Source organism: Ekhidna sp. (assembly GCF_965221965.1).
Taxonomy (GTDB): domain Bacteria; phylum Bacteroidota; class Bacteroidia; order Cytophagales; family Cyclobacteriaceae; genus Ekhidna.
The window spans coordinates 2773508-2794406 of the sequence record NZ_OZ244926.1 but is presented as its reverse complement, the minus strand read 5'-3'; the positions used below and the strand labels follow the sequence as shown (position 1 = coordinate 2794406).

The window sequence follows — 20899 nt, the reverse complement described above, 5'->3', positions numbered from 1 at the left end:
CTATTTCTTCATCAATGGCAGCACAACCGTAGCTTTTGTTCCTTTTCCCCATTCTGATTCGTAGTAGAGTGAGCCATTATGCTCATTTATAATGGAGTACGTAATGGATAGGCCTAGCCCGGTTCCTTTTCCCGGTTCCTTTGTGCTAAAAAATGGCTCTGTGATTTTCTTTAGATGCTCGGGCTTTATGCCTTGACCGGAATCGATGAATTCGATTGTCACCTTTCCATTTTCTAATGAAGTCTTGATTTCAATCGTTCCGGCATCCTCAATGGCCTGGATTGAATTGGTAATAATGTTGAGGAAAGCCTGGTGGAGTTTTCCGTTGTTCCCAAGAACTACAACATCTTCATCTGGAAATTCCTTGTTTAAGTCAATACCATGCTTGAGCCTGTACTGAATCATCGTAAGGCAATTTTCGATCAAGTGTTTTATATCACAGGGTTCTAGCTTTTCATCGGAAGCATGGCTGAACTCATTCAAGCTTGACACGATTGTTGAAGCTCTTGATATTCCTTCTTTTATTGCGCCGATGAGCATTCCATACTCATCCTTTTTGATTTTTTTACTCTTAATCAGCTTTTGTTCTAAGCCTTCTACACCCCCTTGAATAAAGTTTAGAGGGTTGTTTATTTCGTGCGCTACTCCGGCTGCAAGAATACCAAGGGAGGCCATTTTGTCCGATTGGATCATTTGCTCCTGCGCATTTTTCAGTTGGTCAATAGCCGACCTTAATTCCTGCTTTTGTTCTTCTATTTCTTTGGTGCGGACTTTTACGGTTTCCTCCAACTTGATATTACTTGACCTTAGTGACTTTAACCTGAGCCAGTATATCAGTAGTGCAACGCATATTGCAAATAAAATCATCAGCCCTTTTGCCCAGGCAGTCTGCCACCACGCCGCTGTTATAGTAATTGACTTAGAAAGATTTTTCTTAAAGTAGAAGTTGTCTACTCCAATTTGTAACTCAAAGCTATAGTTACCCGGGGGTAAATTGGTATAGGTAGCATTTCGCTCATCTGTTGCGGGTATCCAGTCATTATCAAAGGGAGTCAGCCGGTACTGAAATTGCAGGAGGTCAGTCTGTGAATAACTGATCCCTGTAAAATCAATCGACAACCTGTTTGTACGTGCCGGAATGACGATCGCTTTCCCTTCTTGTTGGGATATTAGTTGGTTATCCGCATATACATCCTCAATAAGCATTTTTGGACGAAAGGTTGGAGGTTTTATATCATTCGGATTTAATCTCACAACCCCACCGATCGTGGGGATCCAGAAGCTCCCGCCGGAATCTTCATAAGACAGCACAGCACCAAGGCAGTGACTGTTTTTCATTCCATAACTCTCATCGAATTGCTTGATTTTGATCCGTCGCTGAGGGTCATCAGCTGCAGCCTCCAATTCTTCTCTTTTTACACTCAGGATTGCATTTTCTGACGGCATCCATAAGTTACCTTCCTTGTCCTCCAAAACATCATAGATTATATTGGTAGGCATGCCATTTTCAGAAGAGAAGTTGACGATTTTGTCTTCACTATAACCAGTTAGACCATCATTGGAAGCAATCCAGATAAATCTGGAAGTAGAATGGGTGGCAAACATAAAATTGGAAGGAAGTCCATCTTCAACAGTTACTGCTTTAATTACTTTTCTGTTTTTGATGATATTTAGTCCGCTGATGGTACCCACGATGATTTCTCCGGAACTATTTTGTTCGATGGAAAGAATATAGTTTGAACTAAGTCCATCATCGATATTGAGTGTTTCCCAACTTTCCAGATTACCATTTTCAAACAAAAACAAGCCAGTGTTTTTTGTCCCAACCCAGATGGTACCCTCGTTATCTTCGTATGCGAGACGTATGAAGTTGTCTGGGAATCCATCGGAAACGGTGTACCGTCTTCCTTCGTTACCATCTATGACAACCAACCCTCCATAGGTGCTCACCCAGATCCGACCTCTGCTGTCTGTAAAAAGGTTTTTTAGTCGTTCATTAGGAATCGGAACTGGAGGCGTATACTCTGAAACCTTTCCATCTTTGAGCAAATTAAGAGTGCCATTTTCATTGCCAAGCAAAAAAGTACTTTTCTCAATTTCAGTTACACTACTAATTATGTTGGTGGCCAGGCCATCATTTTTAGTAAAACTGGTAATGGAGCCATCCCCCAGAAAGAAAATACCGCTGCGATAGGTACCAACCCATAAGTTTCCTTCGGAATCGAAAATAATATCTTCAACAATGTTATTTGGCATACCACTTTCTTCTGTTAAAGAATCAAGGTTGGAAGTTGCTTGGTTATATCTGAACAGCCCCTTCATAGTCCCAACCCAAAGCGCTCTGTTCTTGTCAAAAAGGAGCGTGTTGATTGTGGTATTTTTGAATATTGGACTTTTGATCAATTCAGTGCCATCCCAAAGAAATAGTCCACTTCCCGTTCCCATGTAGGTTAGGCCATTTGAATAAAGCAAAGTGTTGATTCCATTCACATCTTCATTTAACTGATGGTTTTGAATCTCTCCCTCAGGGGAATATCTAATTAGACGGGAGTCGTCAGTCCCGAAATAGACATACCCATTTCGGTCTTCTTCTATGCATAAAATGGTACTCGTTTCAACCTGAAACTCTTTCGTCAACTCCTCCAGGTTTCCATCTCGATATCGAAACAGGTTATTCGATTTTGAGCTAAACCATAAATCACCACCCTGTGTAAGGAGCATTTCCTCAATGCTCAAATGCTTAACAGCCTCTAAACCCAAAGGTACCTCAAAGGTGCCGTTATTGAATGTGGCTACCCCATGTAGGGTTCCTAACCAGAGTTCATTACCTCTTCCTTTTTCGATGCGAAGTACGTTCGATGAAGGAAGGTCGCTATTCTGGCTGGTAAATACGGTGAAATCTTTGCCATCAAATCGATGTAGCCCGGTGTAAGTGCCAATCCATAAATATCCATCTATTGTTTGTGCCATTTCACTAACTGATTCTGAAGTGAGTCCGTCATCGGTGTTCCACCCGCGCAGTACAAACTGGCTTAACCTTTTCTGATTTGTAAGTTGTTGTGCACAAGTATTATAAATAAGCCCCAGGCTTAGCAGAGCTAAGAGCAAGTTAGCTTTAAGCAGTATGCCGATTTCTTTGGAATTTCTAAGGCTCGTAATCATCAGGTGATGGTATAGCTACATTAATATAGGAAATCACACGATCATAACCTATTTCACTATAGCCTGTTTCGACGATTGATCACAAGACGTAGAGGTAAATCATAAGGTAGTGACATGTGCTTCCTCCCAATACGCAGATATGAAAGGTGGCATGGTTCATCGGCATGGAACGAATACTATAAAGTAGTGCACCCAAGGTATAAAAAACTCCTCCGGCCAATAACCAGAGCAATCCAGCAGTACTCATGCTTGCCAATAGAGGCTTGATGGCAAAGATGGCAATCCATCCCATAGCGATATACATAATGGTGGACAGTCTGTCAAATTTCCCCGTAAAGAAGAGTTTGAGGACCACACCGCTAATACCTACGCTCCATATTACCCAAAGCAAAGTAAGACCTGTATTTTCATAGAGTGTAATCAGGCAAATTGGTGTATACGTGCCTGCAATTAAAACATAGATGGCTGCATGATCGAAAATTCTTAACCTCGCCCTTATTTTCTGGTCTTTTGAAGCATGATACATTGTAGAGGCTGAATAAAGGATGATCAAACTCAAACCAAAGATCATAGAAGAAACCACCTCAATTGTCCCGGATGATTTGATGAGCAAGAAAATCAGTCCAATCAAACTAAGAATTACTCCTAATGCATGTGTAAGTACATTGAGTCTTTCTTCGGAGGCGGTGTAGTGTACTTCTGACATTTATGAAACAGCAGTTTTGGAGTATAATATTTTATGGTTAGCTACTTGGATAAAATCGAATTGTGATTTCAGATATAGTCAAACGATCATACGGAACATTTGTATTAATAGTAAATGAATGTTGAATTTAAAATAACAGAAAATAAGATATGAAACCACTTGAAGATGTTAATGTAGCAATATTATCCGAAGATGGATTTGAAGAATCAGAGTTGACCTCACCTAAGGAAATGTTGGAGACCAGTGGAGCCAATGTTACTATTGTTTCTCCCCGAAAGAACAAAATCAGAAGCTGGAAAGACGATAACTGGAATATGGAAATCTCAGTTGATAAGCAGGTACAACAAACCAGCGCGGATGATTATGATGCTCTTCTAATACCGGGTGGAGTTGCCAACCCCGACTTACTTCGAGTCAATGAAGACACAGTCGCATTTGTTAGCGATTTTTTTGAGGCTGGGAAGCCGATTGCATCAATATGCCACGGCCCACAAGTATTGATTGAAACCGGAGCGTTAAATGGTAGAATGATGACATCCTACCCAAGCATCAAAACCGACCTAAAAAACGCAGGAGCGCAATGGGTAGATAAAAGTGTGGTCGTGGATGCCGGATTAGTTACCAGTCGTTCACCTGAAGATTTAGAAGATTTCAATGCGAAAATGATTGAGGAGTTTGCAGAAGGTGTGCATGAAAATCAAAAAACAATCTAATACGGTAAAGCATTTCTAAAGCTGAAGCCTCGTATGCATATGTGTGCGGGGCTTTTTTTATTTGCAACCCGGCAAAACTTTTGCGCTCTTTGATGATATGAAATGTCTATTGCTTTTTATTACCATGGCTATCACCATTCCTTTGCTAGCCGTTCAAAGTAATCATGTAGAAAGGGATTTGAGTGTTAAGGTTGTGTCAAAGGAAGGAGAATTAAAGCTCATGGTGATGAATCACACGCTCGCGCCTTTGGATTTCTATGTGAAGGAATCTGAATCAAAGACAGTTGTTAAAGAATGTCTTGTGGCTCCCATGGATAGTCTTATATGTATGAATATTGAAGGAGAGGAAGATAGCGCAGCAGTAGAATCATTCAATGAGCAATTTGATTTGGGCTATTACCTGGGTGATCCTAAGGCAGTCCATGATAGTACTTATCTCTATCGATTTCCATTTAAGAAGGGAAAAAAGTATGAGGTAAGTCAGACTTTCAATGGAAAGTTTTCACATAATCACATCGCTTCTAAATATGCTATTGATTTTCAGTTGGAGGTTGGTGAACCAGTACATGCTGCCAGAGAGGGTGTGGTAATTAAAGTGGAAAAACATTTTAAGGATCATGGAGGTGAGGAGTATAAATACAAAGCGAATCGCATCATTCTTTTACACGAAGACGGCACAACCGCTTCTTATGTACACCTTGATTACAATGGGGTACTTGTGGAGGAAGGTGAATACGTAGAAAAGGGACAACACATTGGTTACTCCGGATTGACCGGATTCACACGAGGGCCACATCTTCACTTTGTCGTTCGTAGAGGGAAAGATATAGCAGTCCCGGTCTACTTTGAAGGATATGAAGGAAAGGTGCTGAAAAGAAGAAAAAGATATAAGCGCGTTCGATGATTACAATTGACCCAGTGCCTCATCAATCGGCATTTCCCCACTTAATAATTCCAGATTCTTGCCGAAAGTCTTTTCATGATCCAGAGACTTCCGGACTACAGTAGCTACATCTGTGCGGGTGATGCTGCCCCCTCGCTGACTGATCTTTTCACCAATCTCCACATTGTTGGTGCCGTTATCATCGGTGAGCCGACCGGGCATTAGGATGGTGTAGTTCAATCCACTTTGCATGAGGTGCTTATCTGCATCCGCTTTGGCTTCATAGTAATGTGCCATGCTTGCCGGCCACTGGTCAGGACTGGCATCCGCTCCAAAGACACTAACCATCACGAACCGATCCACTTTATGCTTCACTGCCAGGTCAATCGCTTTCTTAGCCCCTAAGCGGTCTACCAGATGGGTCTTGTCCTTCCCTGTATGTGCCCCACTGCCGGCTGTAAATACTACGGCATCTACACCATCAAATGCATGGTCAAAATCTTTCTCCAGGTCAGCGAGTACTGTATCAATGTCTTTGTCTTTAAAGGACTTTTGTTGTTCTTCTTTCCTCACCATTGCGATGGGTTGATGAGGAGTGTCTTTTAACTTTTTGGATAAGATTGTTCCAATTTTTCCGTTTGCGCCTATGATTAATACGTTCATTGTTTTCGTGTTAATGTCTATATAATCAATTCATCTCAGGATAAATCGTTCAGGAAAATGTGGATTTGTAGGAAGCACTTCGTTATAATGGTTGGCTCAAGTTTCGTCATAGATACTGAAACAAATTCAGCATGGCTCTTTTTGTGAGACAACTGCAAAAATCAAAATCTCTGTTTTTATTACTTCCCAATAAGCCATAAAAAAAAGCGCCAGGCGGGGCGCTTTAAATGTTTAACAGTAAGTGTTGCGGTGATCAGAGCGATCTCAACTTATTAACAGTGCAAGAATCAAAATCAATATGAAAAGCTTTCCAGCCATTTCAGCATAAATACGATTAACAGATAAACTTCTCAAAATTTGACTCATAGCAGTACTGGTGATTAGTTACAGGTACAAAGCAAGGGGGTTTTGCCACGGGAATCAATACCATAAATTGGGTATTTTTCTCTAATTCGATCAAACCAGACTGTGGCTCTACCAAAGTGGAGATATTGGATATCAGTGGCTTTTTCAGTAACTTATGCTAAACCAAACGCCAAAAATTATGGGTATCATTCAAAAAATCGAATCGATCAACCCGCCCATTTTGGTAGATTTTCTTCGCATCGCTCTGGGTGGGTTTATCACTTACAAGGGAATTGTTTTTGTGAGCAACTTTGACAGTTTCACAGCTAATATTCAGTCGGTAGGCTGGGTTTTCGTAGCGGCGCACCTGGCGCATGCTATTATTTTTATTCACATGGCAGGAGGAATTATCCTGATGACGGGGGCACTCACACGTTGGATGTGCTTGTTGAATATTCCAATATTAGCGGGTGCTGTGATTTTCAATTACAAACAGATGCTCACAGCCGATAACTATATGGAATTACCCATGGCAGCTATCACATTGGGCGCACTTATCCTGGTAGCGATTACCGGCAGTGGTAAGTTTTCACTGGATTACATACGAGAGCAGCGTATAAAAATGAAGTCGGCGACTAGCGGATAAGCAATGAGCTGTCTCCATAGCTGAGGAACCGATAATGGTTTTTTAGTGCGGACTGATAGACCTTTCTCCAATCATCTCCAATGAATGATGCTACTAATAGTATAAGCGTAGAGCCCGGAAGGTGATAGTTGGTGACTAATCCGTCGCAGATTTGAAATTTATAACCGGGGTAGATAAATATCTCAGTTTGCCCACCCAGTTTTTCTACTCCGGCTTTTTCCATTTGCTCCAACACGGCATTCAACGCTTGCTTGCGGTCTATTGCTTTTAATAAATAGGGGTCACTCTTTTTGACGAAAAAGTCATCCTCACCATTTAATAACTTTACTCCATACCAGTAGACACTTTCGAGTGTTCGCATGGAAGTGGTCCCTACCACAATCACTTTTTTAGCATCGAGCAGGTTCTTTATATTTTCTCTACTAATCCAAATTTGCTCATTGTGCATGGGGTGGTCACTGATCCTTTCACTTTTGATGGGCTGGAATGTGCCGGCCGATACGTGTAAGGTGAGATAATCGGCATTGATCCCTTTATTTTTCAATGAATTGATAATTTCATTAGTGAAATGCAAGCCGGCTGTTGGAGCAGCAACTGCACCTTTCATCTTAGAATACACCGTCTGGTATCGGTCCTCATCTTCCTGCTCCACCTCCCGATCGATGTAAGGCGGGAGTGGGATTTTACCTATTTCTGTGAGGAGGTCGGAAAAAGTAAGGCCACTCTCCCAGGAGAATTTAACCTCATCTTGCCCTACCCGTGTAGCAGTCATTGACAGCTTGTCAATTTTTAGTGATGTATCTGCTTTCCATTTCTTCGCATTGCCGATCATGCATTTCCATGTGCAGGTTTTATTGGCGTTCATTACTTCCTCATGAACTTTCGAAGGCTTTAGTGGTTCCAGTAAAAAGATTTCGATACGAGCGCCACTATCCTTGTGCATGATAATTCTGGCTGGAATAACTTTCGTGTCATTAAATACGAGGAGCGAATCATCAGGAATTAGGTCCTTGATCTGCTTAAATTCGTGGTGCGAAATATCACCTTTGTTGTAAAAGAGGAGCCTGGAACCAGCTCGTTCTTTTGGTGGATGTTTCGCAATCCTGTCTTCAGGCAGGTCGTAAATAAAGTCTTCTAATTTTAGATCCATAATGAATGAGGCTCGAAGTTAAACCGTACGTATTTGATTTTAAATTTTCTGCGCGGACGAGTAGAGGTGAGATGGCAGACCGTAAGGTTTGGTTTATCAAATTGACGGATGAGGAAGGCCGTCACGGGATTGGAGAGGTAGCACCTATTTCACGTTTAAGCCCGGAAGATATGGAGGATGTTCCAGATTTTCTGGAGAAGCTAAAAACTGAAGTCAGCAAAGTACAAATCCCTGCTACTGAACAGGAGGTCTTTGGCCTGGTAGATCAATTGATTCCTCAGACCATGCCAAGTATTCGATTTGGATTGGAAATGGCCCTGCTGGATTTGATCAATGAGGGACAGAAGCATATTTTTTCATCCGATCTACAGAATATTAAACTTCCAATAAATGGACTTGTCTGGATGGGGGATGAGGGTTTTATGCAAGATCAGATAAAGGAGAAGCTGGATGCAGGGTTTCGGTGTATAAAGCTGAAGGTTGGCGCATTGGATTTTGAAACGGAACTAAAAATCATCAAATCGCTGCGTCAAATTTCCGAGGATTTGATCATCAGGCTAGATGCAAACGGTGCATTTAAAACCGAGGAGGTACTATTCAAATTAAGAGATCTGAGCAAATTCAATATTCACAGCATTGAGCAACCCATTATGCCAATGCAGCCGGAGGCAATGGAACTGGTCTGCAATCGAAGTGAAATACCCATCGCATTGGATGAGGAACTGATCGGAATAAATGGTTCCCGGGATCGTGTGGATTTAATTCAGGAGCTAAAACCTCACTATCTGGTTTTGAAACCTACTTTACATGGTGGTTTTGCCTCGGTAAAGGAATGGATTGATTTGGCAGAAATGCATGGTGTAGAGTGGTGGGTTACCTCATACCTGGAATCCAATCTTGGACTGAATGCTATCGCCCAATTTGCCAGTCTGTACCCACAGAATGAAGAATTTCATGGGTTGGGTACTGGTAGCCTGTACCACAATAATATCGAGTCGCCGATCATCATTGATCGAGGCTATTTCACCTACGCTAAATCGAGTGTATGGGGAGAGGTTGGCTTTTAATTATTAAAGTGCATTTTCATTCCCTCATGAGTGGAATGATCCAAACAGAAAAATAAAGCCCCGAAATTCGAGGCTATGACAATTAATGTTTGTGATAGACTTTTGCGACTATTTTCCAGCCACTGTCAAATTTCAGTAAGCTCAAATAATCGGTGTAAACCAGTTTACCCTGATTTCTTAACTCCACTTTGACCTGTGCAGCTCCACCTGTTACATCAATGTTGGCAAATGTGTGTTTCCATACATTTTTTTCATCTTCAGGGTTATAATCGCCTGCTTTTCGTTTCTTCACACCAGCCACCCAATCTCCAATGGGGTACTTGCTGATTTCTTCCCCATTAGCTGAGTAGATCGCAAAGTCTTTATGAAAACCATTTGCCATGGATTCGGCATCCAGTTCATTAAACGCTCCATTTATGTAGGATTCCAGTACGACTTTTTTTACAGCTTCTTCATTTTCTGAAGTGGATTCTGAAATGGGCATGAATGCAAATAGGCATGTAGCCACTAGTCCAATGATTGCAAGAAATTTGAATGTAGATTGCATGTTTGAGTTGGTTTGATTTCTAGCTCAAACGTGTTTACCAAAAGGTAGGTTTAAGAATTACTGCAATAGATCAAATTCGCCCATTTCCTCCTCTGAATCATAAAGGTCTTTGTTTTTCTCATTGAGCTGATCATACTCCGCTTTGTTTTCGTCGAGAAAATCCTGGTAGTCAGCTTTAGACATCCACTTGTCAACAAGGATGTAAGTTTTGCCATCTCCACTTTTCATAAGATCATGCCCCAGGTAATCTTCACAGGATTCAAAAAATTTGAACCAACTACCATTTCGACCATATTCTTCTTCAAACTTGGATTGGTTAGATGACACTTGATACTTCCAAACGAGACAGTACATTGACATAGTTTCTTGGTTTGAGGTTAGCTAAAGATATAGAAATATGTAGATATGAAAGTGAATGGTCGAAAAATTACTATGGCCTCTTGACTATTATCGACTGGATTCCTTACTTACCAATCGCAACGTGCTTGAAAGACATATGCAGCAGATTATCGAATTGATGGAGATTGGGGCTATTGGCATCTTTGCCGCCTACACACTGGTTCTTTACAATCAGGTGCGGAGGCGCTACTATCTCTACCTGGGACTGATGTCTTTTTTCATTTTTCTAAGGGCAACTTTGGTGGACGATGGGTCCATGATTTTCTTCACATTCTTTCCGGATGTCCCTCTGGAAATGGGTAGGAAAATCGAATACTTCAGTAGCTACTCCGGTGCGCCGCTATCCGTGCTATTTTGCTACAGTTTGTACCCCTTTCCTGCCATCAGGCGATTTGTGAATATTTTTCTTATTGTGTGTGGCCTGTTAATGCTTTTCGTACTTGCTACTCCTTACAGCATTTTTTATCACACATTAGGTATCAACACAATACTTATACTTTTTTCATATGTGCTTATGTATTCTGTGTTGATTAGGGCGGTAAAACAACGTAAAGTAGGCTCAATATACGTCCTTACAGGTACGGTTTTATGCTTCCTGTTTGTTATTGCAGAGCTATTGAAAATAGGCGGGGTTATTTCAGTCGATGCTGGTCCCAATCTGGTGAATTCGGGATTTATCATTTTTATCTTTTTTCAGTCCATCGCCCTTTCAGAAATTTTCGGTCATTCCTTCCGGGAAAATCAAGAGCTAAATAAAAACCTGGAAAAGAGAGTGGAAGAAAAGACGGCTGAACTTTCACGTGCAAGTCTGCTTCGAGATACCTTGATTCGAATTGTGAGTCATGATATCAGAGGTCCAATGAGCAACCTCAAAAGTGTAATCTCACTTGTACGAGAAGATCAAATTGATGTAGATCAGGCCAAAGAGTTTATGGGTAATATTGATAAAGGTGTGGATCATACCATTCAAATGCTGGATGAACTAATGGAGTGGGGACATGCTGCATCTGAAAATAAACGAATCGACCAGGAGGAGTTGACTATTAGGGAGATCATTGAGTCAATCGCCGAAAGCCAAAGACCCAACATCGAAAGCAAAAGCCTTGATTTTACATTGACAGGTGATATGGAAGCTAGATGCCTGTTTGATCGAAATGCCTTCAAGGTGGTGATGAGAAATTTGATATCCAATGCCATAAAGTTTACTGAAAAGGGGGGACAGGTGGGTGTGGATGTGAGGAATAGAACTGACGATGTTTTAATTGAGGTCAGGGATAGTGGTATCGGCATCCCTGATAAGATGAAGGCGAACCTGTTTGAAATGCAAAAAGACAATAAACGGGTAGGCACGGCAAATGAAAAAAGCAGTGGGGTTGGGCTGTTTATCTGTAAAGATTTGGTAACACAAAATGGAGGAAGCCTTGAAGTAATAGATAATCCGAATGGTAAAGGAACCGTTTTTAGGTTTACTTTGAAATCGACTCACTTAGCAAGTGCATAGAAAGGATTCTATAAATCCTTATCATTTTTTTGAAATTTGTTGGATTCGTTTTTTGATCAAAGAAAATTTTAATTACCATTATATTTCAAGAATGTTATTGCCGGCTTAATTGATTTTTAAGCATTATGCTTAATTAAAAATAGATATTTGATCCTCGGTATTTCTTGTATTTTTGTAGAGAATAATTTTGCCAATGGAAACACTCACAGCAGAAGAAAGAGCAGAGCGAAGAGCCGCCAGAAGAGCTGCCAGAAAAGCAGCGAAAACTGACAAGGAGTATACCATACTTTATGTAGATGATGAAATGCCAAACTTGAGAGGCTTTAAATCTACCTTCAGAAGGCTTTACAATGTTCATACTGCTTTAGGCCCACAGGAGGCGCTTGAGGTTGTCAAAAAGGAGAAAATAGATCTGATCGTAACAGATCACCGAATGCCTCACATGTCAGGGGTTGAGCTACTGAAAGATGTCTTTGCGTCTCATCCTCACATCAAACGAATGATTTTGAGTGGTTTTATCAAAAAGGCAGACCTTTACGAAACAATTGGTGATTTTGGCATTCATGATTTTGTTACCAAACCATGGGATTTCGAAGACCTGAATGGCATTTTTCAGCGAATCCTCACCACAGATGCCGATGTGAAGGACTTCAGTAAGCTCGGATAAGGCTAGGCTTCTACTTGGATAGAAGCTTCATTTGGCGAAACCTGAAATTCTCCCCCCATTTCTTTTACCAGTGCGTGGATTATTCCCTTTTGAGAATCTCCAATGCGATTACCGTTGGTAAGCATCACCCTAAGGATGATATTTTTCTTAATTGATTGAAGGCTTATTTGAAGTTTTTCTAAATCCTCCTGCTCAATGTCAGTTATTATCTTTTGCAAAATAATCCCCAATAGGATAGCCTTCTCGTGGAATATCAGTTTGTCTTCAAGATTTACTTCCAGGTCTTTTATCCCCATTGACTGAACAAATGAGGATATAAGTTTTTCGAGGTATGGTTTGATGGCCACTTGCTTGTAGTCCTCTGTATGATACAATGGGTCATGGGCACGCGCTATGGTATGAATGCTTTTCGTTACTTCTGTAAGTTCCTCCTTGATTTTTGGTTTACCGTAAGTCTCCAGTTCTATTAGACTATTAATGAGCAAGAGGTTATTTTTTACACGGTGGTGGACCAAACGAAGTAGTTCTGATTTTTCCTTTAGGTTGGTGCTTATTTCCTCTTTGTACTTCTTTTGATTACTTAGTTCAGTTTTGGCTCTGTTGAGGTTTCTCCTTGTGATGCTGGAAAAGCTGTGAGTGACAAAAATGTGGATGATGGTTACAGTCAAAACAACAACCAAATCCAGCCAGCGCGCAGAAGGTACTTTTCTGGAGGGGTAAAGGCCATACTGTTCGCCAAAGACAATGTAGGCAAGGCAAAGGATCACGATGATAGTGGTGATAAGAACTCCTCTTACATTCATTATTAGACTTGAGAATAACACGATCACCGGCAACACAATTATCCCCGTTTCATGAACGCCGTTACCCAGCGTACAGCTAAGCGTTGTGGCAGCAATCAGAATTGCAATAAGCGTGATAACGGAAATATTAATCAACCCCTTGTTGAGTGCCGCTAGAGAGATCAGACAAAAAATTGGAACAGTCAGAATAATCAATGCAATCCGAGGCAGCCCAAGTGAGAAATTCACGATAGCCAAAATCACAGCAACCAATGGTATAATGAACAGAAATGTCTTCAGCAAAAAACCAATCTCTTGTTTAGAGTGATCGTCTAATGTTTGGTCATATGGTAGCCACTTAGAGTTCATTTTTTCATACTTGGCTGGAACGTAAAGACTATCTCATTCGGTGACCTACTTAAGGATCCTTTTAATTGTTTTGTCAATAACTCCATTACCACTCCCAGCTCATCCCGATCGCCGTTTTCGAATCCACTTAGTTTCAATTCAATATTTCCCATTTTAATTGAGAGTCTAATGGCCAAAGAATTGGAAGCATTTTGGTCTACTTTATGTATTAACTCGATAAGAAAAATTCCAAAATGAATGGCCTGATCCAGACTTATGATACAAGAGGTAGTGTCAATATCTATGTGCAGAATTGGCGTAGTTAGTTTCTTCTCATATCGAGCTAAAACCTCACGGGTTAGCTCTGTAACATCCAGAAGAATAGGGGCTTTATCTTCTAATAAAATGCCATGAGCGGCTTCAATCACAATGATTTTTCTTTTGAGGCTGTCATGAACAGCGATGAGTTCATCATTATCGTTGGGGTTATGCTCAATCAGCTGCCTTATATGACCCAGGCTATTGATTACCGCATTATGGATTTCCTCTATTATTTCCTCTTTCTGTTCAATTTGTTGGGCCAGATGATCAGCTTCATTTTTACTTACTTCGATTTCTCTTTGTGCTTTTTTTAAAGAAGCCTTCATATTTCTGGTCAGACTAAATGCGACAAATCCACCAATGCAAATGAGTAGCCCGGAAACAAGAAAATCCCCACTTGCATCCATGGTAACAGGGTGAGGAGTATACCAATTAAACTGTTCACCAACAACTAACCATGAAAGGCCTAAAATGCTAAGGATGGATGCAATTATCAGTTGCTTTTGATCCAGAATGATACTGGAAAATCCAATAATGATTGGAAATCCGATTAACCCAATATCATGAATGCCGTTCCCCAGTGAGCAAACAGCTGTCAGTAATATGTTAAAAAAAACAGCAACTGTCATCATGGATCTCTGCAATTCTCCATGAAGGAATAATTGGCGGATGCCGAATGTGGCAAGAATAGCAATACCCAGGATTGTAGCCATATCCCAATCAGACTGGAGTATTTGTCTGACGAACACGATAAAGAAGAATGCCGGAAAAATGATGAATGCGATATTCAAAGCTCTGGCGATGCTTTCTAACTCGCTCCCGGCATATCTTTCAGGCGTGTGTATTAAGATTCTCAAACTGCGGTTAGTTGGTTAACTTAAAACTAAGGGAAAATTTTGAGCATGATAGTTCTCATTTTCTGCCACTCATACAATTCTCATAACTTTCCGCCCTTTTACTCGTAACTAACCCGAACCAAAACCCATTATGAAAACCCGTACCTTGATTAGCTATGTCCTTATAGCTGTTTTTTTTCATTGTAGTGCTCAGCAGTCCCGCATGTATCGGCCAGGCGAAATACGCCAGAAGTTGGAAAAGCTTAATGTTTTAGGGTCTGTCTTGTATGTGGCCGCTCATCCGGATGATGAAAACACACGATTAATCGCATATTATGCTAATGAAGAACTTATGCGCACGGCTTATTTGTCTGCCACGCGAGGCGATGGCGGTCAAAATCTGATTGGTCCTCAGATTCGTGAAGAACTTGGTTTGATCCGTACTCAGGAGTTATTGGCTGCCAGACGAGTAGATGGAGGTCAGCAATTTTTCTCACGAGCAAATGATTTTGGTTATTCCAAAAACCCGGATGAAACGTTTAATATTTGGGATCGGGAAAAAGTCCTGAGGGATTTTGTTTGGGCATTCCGTAAGTTTCGCCCTGATATAATCATCACACGTTTTAGCGATACTGGCACTTCTCACGGACATCATACTGCTAGTGCCATTTTGGCGAGGGAAGCTTTTAAGCTAAGTGGAGATAAAAATGCATATCCTGAACAATTGGATTACGTAGAGCCCTGGCAACCAAAGAAGATCTTTTGGAATACCGGCTGGTGGTGGTTTAGAAACGGAGAAATGGACACCACCAAGTTGGTCACTCTTGATGTAGGTGGATACAATGCGTTATTAGGAGAGTCGTACACGGAAATAGCAGCCAGAAGTCGTAGCATGCACAAAAGCCAGGGTTTTGGGTCCTCGGGCTCCCGAGGAGAGCAAATGGAATATCTGGAACAATGGGAGGGAGAAAAAGGTAAGTCACCTTTTGATGGAATAGATACCTCGTGGGATCGGGTCAAAGGGTCGAAGGAAGTTGCTTTTTTCATCAACAAGGCGATTGATCAGTATGATGAAGCCAATCCATCTTCAATTGTAGACCCACTTCTGGGAGCCAGAAAAGCACTTGAGAAGATTGATAGTGAGTTTTGGAGAAAAGTCAAGCAAAAAGAAATTGATGAACTAATCCAGGCAGCAACAGGTCTTTATCTGTCACTTAGTTCATCAGCTTCCAACTATGCCGTTGGAGATTCCATCACAATTTCATTGGAAGCGGCGAATAGAAGTGATGTTAAAATGGAAGTAGAGCAACTGAAGTTTGAGGAGTGGGTGAACCCAATATCCCTCAAAGCTCCGATTTTGAATAACAAACCGCTTACCACTGAAATGAACTTCCAGCTTCCATCAGGATTAAAATACTCTCATCCCTATTGGCTGAGAGAGCCGGGTGAATTAGGCATGTATTCGGTCAATGATCAGGAACTAATTGGAAAACCGGAAAATGATCCGCCTCTTATAGGTCAGGTCACGATCAATTTTAGTGGAGAGAAGATCAAGTACCCTGTTCCTGTCCGTTTCCGAAGAACTGATCCTGTAGAGGGAGAGGTGGTTGAGCCCATTACTATTGGGCCACCTGTAATGGTAAATATCTCAGGAGGGGTTTTAGTTTTTGGAAGCGACTCACCAAAATCAGTAGATGTTAGAGTAATCGCAGGTAAAAAACAAACTGAGGGGCGCGTAGCACTTCAGACTCCTGAGGGCTGGCGTATTTCTCCTGAATTTTATGATTTCAATTTATCGCTTAAAGGAGAGGAGCAGGTTTACACTTTTGAGATTAACCCGCCATCCGGTGCGTCTGAGGGCTTTGTTAGTGCTCAAGCCAGTGTGAACGGAAAGACTTATTCGAAGGGACTGTCAGTGATTGATTACGATCACATTCCTAAACAGACCTTGTATCCTGAATCTCAAGTCAAGGTGGTGCGTCTCGATTTAAAAATGGAAGGCAATCGGATAGGGTATATTGATGGTGCAGGTGATGCTATTCCGGATAATCTGGAACAGATTGGCTATGAGGTCACTACGCTGGAAAAGGACGATGTTTCAGTGGAAAACCTTATGCAATATGATGCGGTAATACTGGGCATTAGAGCCTTTAATACTGTTGAATGGCTTTCCTTCAAAAACAAAGAGCTTTTTGAGTATGTCAAACAAGGTGGAAACCTCATCATTCAGTACAATACCAGTCACCGACTCGTGACCCAGGAAATTGCCCCATTCAATTTGAAGCTTTCCAGGGATCGTGTAGCTGTTGAGCAAGCACCTGTTGAAATCATTGCATTTGATCATCCTGTCATGAATGCTCCTAATCGCATTACTGATAAAGATTTTGAAAACTGGGTTCAGGAGAGAGGCCTGTACTTTCCGGATGAGTGGGCTGATGCGTTCACACCAATTCTTAAAAGCAATGATCCGGGTGAAAGCCCCAAAACCGGGGGACTGCTCGTGGCAAAATATGGAGAGGGATATTATGTCTATTCGGGTTATAGTTGGTTTAGAGAATTACCAGCTGGAGTGCCCGGAGCTTATAGAATTTTTGTAAACTTGATATCGCTAGGTAAATGACAGAATTGATCTCTGAAAGAAACATAGACAAGCCACCTCTTTTCAAAAAGTGGAGATACCTCTACCTCTTCGTAGCAGGATGGCTTGCCGTACTTATCTTATTATTTTATCTATTTAGCACTTCTTATTGATGAACAATCTCGACCTGATTGTGCTGTTCGGCACGCTACTTTTTATTGTAGCATATGGAGTTTATAAAACAAGGGGACAAAAGGATATCGAGGGGTACCTCTTAGGCGGACACTCGATGAAGTGGGGCACCATAGGGCTTTCCGTGATGGCTACTCAGGCGAGTGCGATTACGTTCATCTCCACTCCGGGGCAGGCTTATGACAGTGGAATGGGATTCGTCCAAAATTATTTTGGACTACCAATAGCTCTGATAGTAGTATCCGCAGTATTTATTCCCATTTTTTACCGTCTGAAAGTTTACACAGCATATGAATTTTTGGAGAAACGATTTGACCTGAAAACACGGTATTTGGGAGCAGCACTCTTCCTCATACAGCGTGGGCTGGCCGCTGGTATCACGATCTATGCCCCTGCAATTATTATTTCATCTATTCTTCAATGGAATCTAACAGCCACCATATTAGGCACAGGTATACTCGTGATTATTTATACCGTATCCGGAGGAACCAAGGCTGTATCAATCACTCAAAAGCAGCAGATGTTTGTCATCATGGCCGGAATGTTTGCAGCCTTTTTTGTCATCATTGGATACCTTAATAATTTCACTACGTTTAGTGGTTCTCTGGAGATCGCCGGTAGTCTGGGAAAGCTTGAAGCGGTCAATTTGAGCTCAGATGCAGGTGAGCGCTATACCTTATGGTCTGGCTTAACAGGTGGCTTTTTCCTGGCTTTGTCCTACTTCGGAACAGATCAGTCCCAGGTACAGCGGTATCTTGGTGGAACCAGTGCTGCAGAAAGCCGCATGGGGTTGATGTTCAATGCCATCCTGAAAATTCCGATGCAGTTTTTCATCCTATTTGTAGGGGTGATGGTTTATGTCTTTTTCATTTTTTATAATCCACCATTACACTTCAAAGAAGCTTCGGTTGATATTGTTGAAAACTCAGCATACGCTGAGGAATTTGAATTGCTTAATCATGAGTACGCCCATGCCCTGGATGAAAGAAGGTCAGCAGCTGAAAAGCTTGCGAATGAGTCACTGATTGGTGAAGAGCGAGAACGAGTTGTTGGTCAGTTAAAAGAAGCAGATGCACGATCTGTTCGAATCCGTGAGCAGGCTAAAGAAGTCATTTTAAAAGCTGATGACACACTAGAGACAAAGGATTCGGATTACGTATTTCTAACATTTATTATCACTTATTTACCTCACGGACTCATAGGTCTGTTGATTGCTGTTATTTTTTCAGCAGCTATGTCTTCCACCTCATCAGAGCTTAATGCATTAGCATCTACGACCTCTGTTGATTTTTATAAGAGAGCTATTAAGAAAGACGGGTCAGATCATCATTACCTGAATACATCCAAGTTAATGACGCTTGGCTGGGGAGTGCTTGCTATTCTTTTTGCCATTCTTGCAAAGAACTCCGAGAATCTGATTGAAGCCGTAAATATTATCGGATCAATCTTTTACGGTACTGTATTGGGAATATTCCTTGTTGCTTTTTTCTTAAAGTATGTGAGGGGAAATGCCGTATTCATTGCAGCCCTTATTGCACAGACAGGAGTAATTATTATTCACTTTATGACGGAGGCAGATTTTTTTGCACTGAGCTACTTGTGGTACAATGTAATCGGATGCATTGGAACAATCGTACTCGGTATAATCCTGCAACCCATTTTGCCAAGTAAGCCAAGACCTAATTATTGATCAAAATAATTGATTCTGATAGTTGTTTGAACTCACTTTCAAAGCATAAAAAAAGCGTGAGCTAAGCCCACGCTTTTTGATATAATTTAAAGGTTCTGATTATTTAAGCGAGGCAATCAAATCTTCATTTCTTTTGATGTAGCCGAAATCACCTTGCTCGAATGCCTTCGCTTTGGCCATTGAATCCTGAGCAGCAGCAATTGCTTCTTTTTTCTTACCCATCTTTGCTAAGATCTGTGCTTTAGTATGTACATGCCAAAACTGATTAGCATTCTCGCCAATGGAAAGGTACATGTTCATCCACTTCAATGCTTGCTCCAGATTCTCACCAGAACTAAAATAGTAATTAGCAGCCGCTACATAATTCTGAGGGTTTACCTGTGTTTTTGCTGAGATATCCTTCATTACAGCTTCGTGGAAGTTTACTTCAATTGGAAGGTTCCACATTACATTTTCCCAAGCAAATTGGATGTTAGCAGAGGTGTTATCCTCACTGATGTCAGCAATTTGGAATGTCATTCGTTCAACTGTGTTTTTAGGAGCTGAAGGTTTAACGGTTGTTTTAACTACTGCTTTGCTCTCATCGTATGCTCCTTCGTTACCACCAATGGGTTCTGAGATTAACATTACTTGCCACTCTGATTCACCAGGGATACTTACCATTTGGTATTCTCCAGCCTTTACGTCCTGACCGGCAACTTTTACATCTGTGCTGAAGCTTACCATGGTTCCTGCATTTGCACCTGTTCTCCATACTTCTCCATATTGCTCCAGGTATTGATCTCCACTTCCAAAGATTTTTCTTCCCTTTACACCTGGTCGGAAATAATCAATACTTACTTCAGTTAGACCTACTGTAGAGCTTACCGATCCTGCTGGGCTTGGCTGAGGTGTTGCAATTTGGGCTGTAGCACCAAACGCCACTAGCAACGATAGTGCGATTAGATTTGTAATTCTTTTCATGTTCATGAGTTAAAAGGTTTTTATGGTTTTCGAAATTAATACATCCGTTTACGAAAAACTCCCAAGATCGTTTTACTTGAGAGAAGATGTCGTGGAAGTGGCAAAAGATCTTTTGGGTAAGGTACTGATTACAAACGTGAGTGGTATTATTACTGCTGGAAAAATAGTAGAAACTGAAGCATATTGTGGAAGAGGAGATAAAGCTTGTCATGCGAATGGTAAAAGGACGCCCAGAACGGAAGTGATGTACGGTCAGGGAGGGCATGCGTATGTTTATCTGTGTTATGGTATCCATCATCTCGTGAATGTAGTGACCAATAAGGAAGGGCGGGCAGATGCTGTACTCATTCGTGCTTTGGAGCCCGTTTACGGTATAGATGCAATGAAAGAGCGAAGAAAGCACACGAAGGCAAAGCTGGCTTTCGGTCCGGGGACACTCTCTCAAGCAATGGGTATTAATGTGAAGATGACAGGTACTGATCTTTTATCTGACCAAATCTGGATCGGATCGGATGATAAGGAAGAAAATTTTGAAATTTTAGCCGGAACAAGAATAGGAGTAGAATATGCAGATGAAGATGCGTTAAAGCCCTGGAGGTTTGTGATTGCTGGCAATAAGTTTGTAAGTAAAGACATAAAAAAAGCCCGGCTAACCACACCGGACTTCAAATAATTCACTAGCTGTTTAGCTTTGTCACCAACTAACCAATAGAGAAACTTTACAAGTACAATTATATATT

General features: G+C 41.3%; 18 protein-coding genes. 9 read left to right on the top strand and 9 right to left on the bottom strand.

Features of this window, described 5'->3' with window-relative positions; all coding sequences use genetic code 11:
• Together ACOQON_RS13175 and trhA are read right to left on the bottom strand one after the other, a co-directional pair.
• Entirely contained in the window at window positions 1-3162 is a 3162-nt protein-coding gene (locus ACOQON_RS13175) for a two-component regulator propeller domain-containing protein (RefSeq protein ID WP_420575885.1), read from the bottom strand.
• Window positions 3163-3241: 79 nt separating this feature from the next.
• The gene (gene trhA / locus ACOQON_RS13170; protein WP_420575884.1) at window positions 3242-3868 is read right to left on the bottom strand and encodes a PAQR family membrane homeostasis protein TrhA; all 627 of its coding nucleotides are present in this window, start codon (window positions 3866-3868) and stop codon (window positions 3242-3244) included.
• 149 nt (window positions 3869-4017) lie between these two features.
• Here trhA and ACOQON_RS13165 point away from each other — a divergent pair, with 149 nt between their 5' ends.
• Both ACOQON_RS13165 and ACOQON_RS13160 read left to right on the top strand, forming a co-directional pair.
• The gene (locus ACOQON_RS13165; protein ID WP_420575883.1) at window positions 4018-4581 is read left to right on the top strand and encodes a type 1 glutamine amidotransferase domain-containing protein; all 564 of its coding nucleotides are present in this window, start codon (window positions 4018-4020) and stop codon (window positions 4579-4581) included.
• Window positions 4582-4705: 124 nt separating this feature from the next.
• Window positions 4706-5485: a M23 family metallopeptidase gene (locus ACOQON_RS13160; protein WP_420575882.1), complete on the top strand. Its 780-nt coding sequence runs from the start codon at window positions 4706-4708 to the stop codon at window positions 5483-5485.
• On the opposite strand, the gene ACOQON_RS13155 is transcribed toward ACOQON_RS13160, so the two are convergent.
• Window positions 5486-6127, bottom strand: coding sequence for an SDR family oxidoreductase (locus tag ACOQON_RS13155; protein WP_420575881.1), 642 nt, complete (start codon window positions 6125-6127; stop codon window positions 5486-5488).
• 544 nt (window positions 6128-6671) lie between these two features.
• On the opposite strand from ACOQON_RS13155, the gene ACOQON_RS13150 reads away from it, so the two are divergent.
• Entirely contained in the window at window positions 6672-7118 is a 447-nt protein-coding gene (locus ACOQON_RS13150) for a DoxX family protein (RefSeq protein WP_420575880.1), read from the top strand.
• On the opposite strand, the gene ACOQON_RS13145 is transcribed toward ACOQON_RS13150, so the two are convergent.
• Entirely contained in the window at window positions 7108-8268 is a 1161-nt protein-coding gene (locus tag ACOQON_RS13145) for an S-adenosylmethionine:tRNA ribosyltransferase-isomerase (protein ID WP_420575879.1), read from the bottom strand. The genes ACOQON_RS13150 and ACOQON_RS13145 overlap by 11 nt on opposite strands.
• Window positions 8269-8273: 5 nt before the next feature.
• On the opposite strand from ACOQON_RS13145, the gene menC reads away from it, so the two are divergent.
• Window positions 8274-9335, top strand: coding sequence for an o-succinylbenzoate synthase (menC, locus tag ACOQON_RS13140; protein WP_420575878.1), 1062 nt, complete (start codon window positions 8274-8276; stop codon window positions 9333-9335).
• Window positions 9336-9417: 82 nt separating this feature from the next.
• Here the strand turns inward: menC and ACOQON_RS13135 are convergent, their stop codons facing one another.
• Both ACOQON_RS13135 and ACOQON_RS13130 read right to left on the bottom strand, forming a co-directional pair.
• Window positions 9418-9882 (bottom strand): nuclear transport factor 2 family protein, encoded by a 465-nt coding sequence (locus ACOQON_RS13135; RefSeq protein ID WP_420575877.1) that lies wholly within the window; start codon window positions 9880-9882, stop codon window positions 9418-9420.
• A gap of 57 nt (window positions 9883-9939) precedes the next feature.
• The gene (locus ACOQON_RS13130; RefSeq protein WP_420575876.1) at window positions 9940-10242 is read right to left on the bottom strand and encodes a hypothetical protein; all 303 of its coding nucleotides are present in this window, start codon (window positions 10240-10242) and stop codon (window positions 9940-9942) included.
• 55 nt (window positions 10243-10297) lie between these two features.
• Between ACOQON_RS13130 and ACOQON_RS13125 the strand changes: the two genes are divergently transcribed.
• Together ACOQON_RS13125 and ACOQON_RS13120 are read left to right on the top strand one after the other, a co-directional pair.
• Window positions 10298-11782, top strand: coding sequence for a 7TM diverse intracellular signaling domain-containing protein (locus ACOQON_RS13125; RefSeq protein WP_420575875.1), 1485 nt, complete (start codon window positions 10298-10300; stop codon window positions 11780-11782).
• 193 nt (window positions 11783-11975) lie between these two features.
• Entirely contained in the window at window positions 11976-12449 is a 474-nt protein-coding gene (locus ACOQON_RS13120) for a response regulator (protein ID WP_420575874.1), read from the top strand.
• A gap of 2 nt (window positions 12450-12451) precedes the next feature.
• On the opposite strand, the gene ACOQON_RS13115 is transcribed toward ACOQON_RS13120, so the two are convergent.
• The gene (locus ACOQON_RS13115; protein WP_420575873.1) at window positions 12452-13600 is read right to left on the bottom strand and encodes a histidine kinase dimerization/phosphoacceptor domain -containing protein; all 1149 of its coding nucleotides are present in this window, start codon (window positions 13598-13600) and stop codon (window positions 12452-12454) included.
• A complete protein-coding gene (locus ACOQON_RS13110) occupies window positions 13597-14757 on the bottom strand; it encodes a hypothetical protein (RefSeq protein ID WP_420575872.1) in 1161 nt (386 codons plus the stop codon). Before ACOQON_RS13110 ends, ACOQON_RS13115 begins: the two co-directional genes overlap by 4 nt.
• 130 nt (window positions 14758-14887) lie before the next feature.
• On the opposite strand from ACOQON_RS13110, the gene ACOQON_RS13105 reads away from it, so the two are divergent.
• Together ACOQON_RS13105 and ACOQON_RS13100 are read left to right on the top strand one after the other, a co-directional pair.
• Window positions 14888-17356, top strand: a complete 2469-nt coding sequence (locus tag ACOQON_RS13105; protein WP_420575871.1) for a PIG-L family deacetylase — start codon at window positions 14888-14890, stop codon at window positions 17354-17356.
• Between the two features lie 130 nt (window positions 17357-17486).
• Window positions 17487-19196 carry a sodium:solute symporter gene (locus ACOQON_RS13100; RefSeq protein ID WP_420575870.1) on the top strand — a complete coding sequence of 570 codons (1710 nt, stop codon included), beginning with the start codon at window positions 17487-17489 and terminating at the stop codon, window positions 19194-19196.
• Window positions 19197-19295: 99 nt separating this feature from the next.
• Here ACOQON_RS13100 and ACOQON_RS13095 read toward each other — a convergent pair whose 3' ends face one another.
• On the bottom strand, window positions 19296-20159 hold the full coding sequence (locus ACOQON_RS13095) for a DUF2911 domain-containing protein (protein WP_420575869.1): 864 nt from the start codon (window positions 20157-20159) through the stop codon (window positions 19296-19298).
• A 22-nt stretch (window positions 20160-20181) separates the two neighbouring features.
• On the opposite strand from ACOQON_RS13095, the gene ACOQON_RS13090 reads away from it, so the two are divergent.
• Window positions 20182-20832 carry a DNA-3-methyladenine glycosylase gene (locus tag ACOQON_RS13090; RefSeq protein WP_420575868.1) on the top strand — a complete coding sequence of 217 codons (651 nt, stop codon included), beginning with the start codon at window positions 20182-20184 and terminating at the stop codon, window positions 20830-20832.
• The last annotated feature ends 67 nt before the right edge of the window (window positions 20833-20899 follow it).

Bases quoted from the DNA above. Each gene is read 5' to 3' on its own strand.
- ACOQON_RS13175 (WP_420575885.1), bottom strand. From the start codon at position 3,162: ATGATTACGAGCCTTAGAAATTCCAAAGAAATCGGCATACTGCTTAAA.
- trhA (WP_420575884.1), bottom strand. From the start codon at position 3,868: ATGTCAGAAGTACACTACACCGCCTCCGAAGAAAGACTCAATGTACTT.
- ACOQON_RS13165 (WP_420575883.1), top strand. From the start codon at position 4,018: ATGAAACCACTTGAAGATGTTAATGTAGCAATATTATCCGAAGATGGA.
- ACOQON_RS13160 (WP_420575882.1), top strand. From the start codon at position 4,706: ATGGCTATCACCATTCCTTTGCTAGCCGTTCAAAGTAATCATGTAGAA.
- ACOQON_RS13155 (WP_420575881.1), bottom strand. From the start codon at position 6,127: ATGAACGTATTAATCATAGGCGCAAACGGAAAAATTGGAACAATCTTA.
- ACOQON_RS13150 (WP_420575880.1), top strand. From the start codon at position 6,672: ATGGGTATCATTCAAAAAATCGAATCGATCAACCCGCCCATTTTGGTA.
- ACOQON_RS13145 (WP_420575879.1), bottom strand. From the start codon at position 8,268: ATGGATCTAAAATTAGAAGACTTTATTTACGACCTGCCTGAAGACAGG.
- menC (WP_420575878.1), top strand. From the start codon at position 8,274: ATGAGGCTCGAAGTTAAACCGTACGTATTTGATTTTAAATTTTCTGCG.
- ACOQON_RS13135 (WP_420575877.1), bottom strand. From the start codon at position 9,882: ATGCAATCTACATTCAAATTTCTTGCAATCATTGGACTAGTGGCTACA.
- ACOQON_RS13130 (WP_420575876.1), bottom strand. From the start codon at position 10,242: ATGTCAATGTACTGTCTCGTTTGGAAGTATCAAGTGTCATCTAACCAA.
- ACOQON_RS13125 (WP_420575875.1), top strand. From the start codon at position 10,298: ATGGTCGAAAAATTACTATGGCCTCTTGACTATTATCGACTGGATTCC.
- ACOQON_RS13120 (WP_420575874.1), top strand. From the start codon at position 11,976: ATGGAAACACTCACAGCAGAAGAAAGAGCAGAGCGAAGAGCCGCCAGA.
- ACOQON_RS13115 (WP_420575873.1), bottom strand. From the start codon at position 13,600: ATGAACTCTAAGTGGCTACCATATGACCAAACATTAGACGATCACTCT.
- ACOQON_RS13105 (WP_420575871.1), top strand. From the start codon at position 14,888: ATGAAAACCCGTACCTTGATTAGCTATGTCCTTATAGCTGTTTTTTTT.
- ACOQON_RS13100 (WP_420575870.1), top strand. From the start codon at position 17,487: ATGAACAATCTCGACCTGATTGTGCTGTTCGGCACGCTACTTTTTATT.
- ACOQON_RS13095 (WP_420575869.1), bottom strand. From the start codon at position 20,159: ATGAAAAGAATTACAAATCTAATCGCACTATCGTTGCTAGTGGCGTTT.
- ACOQON_RS13090 (WP_420575868.1), top strand. From the start codon at position 20,182: ATGGTTTTCGAAATTAATACATCCGTTTACGAAAAACTCCCAAGATCG.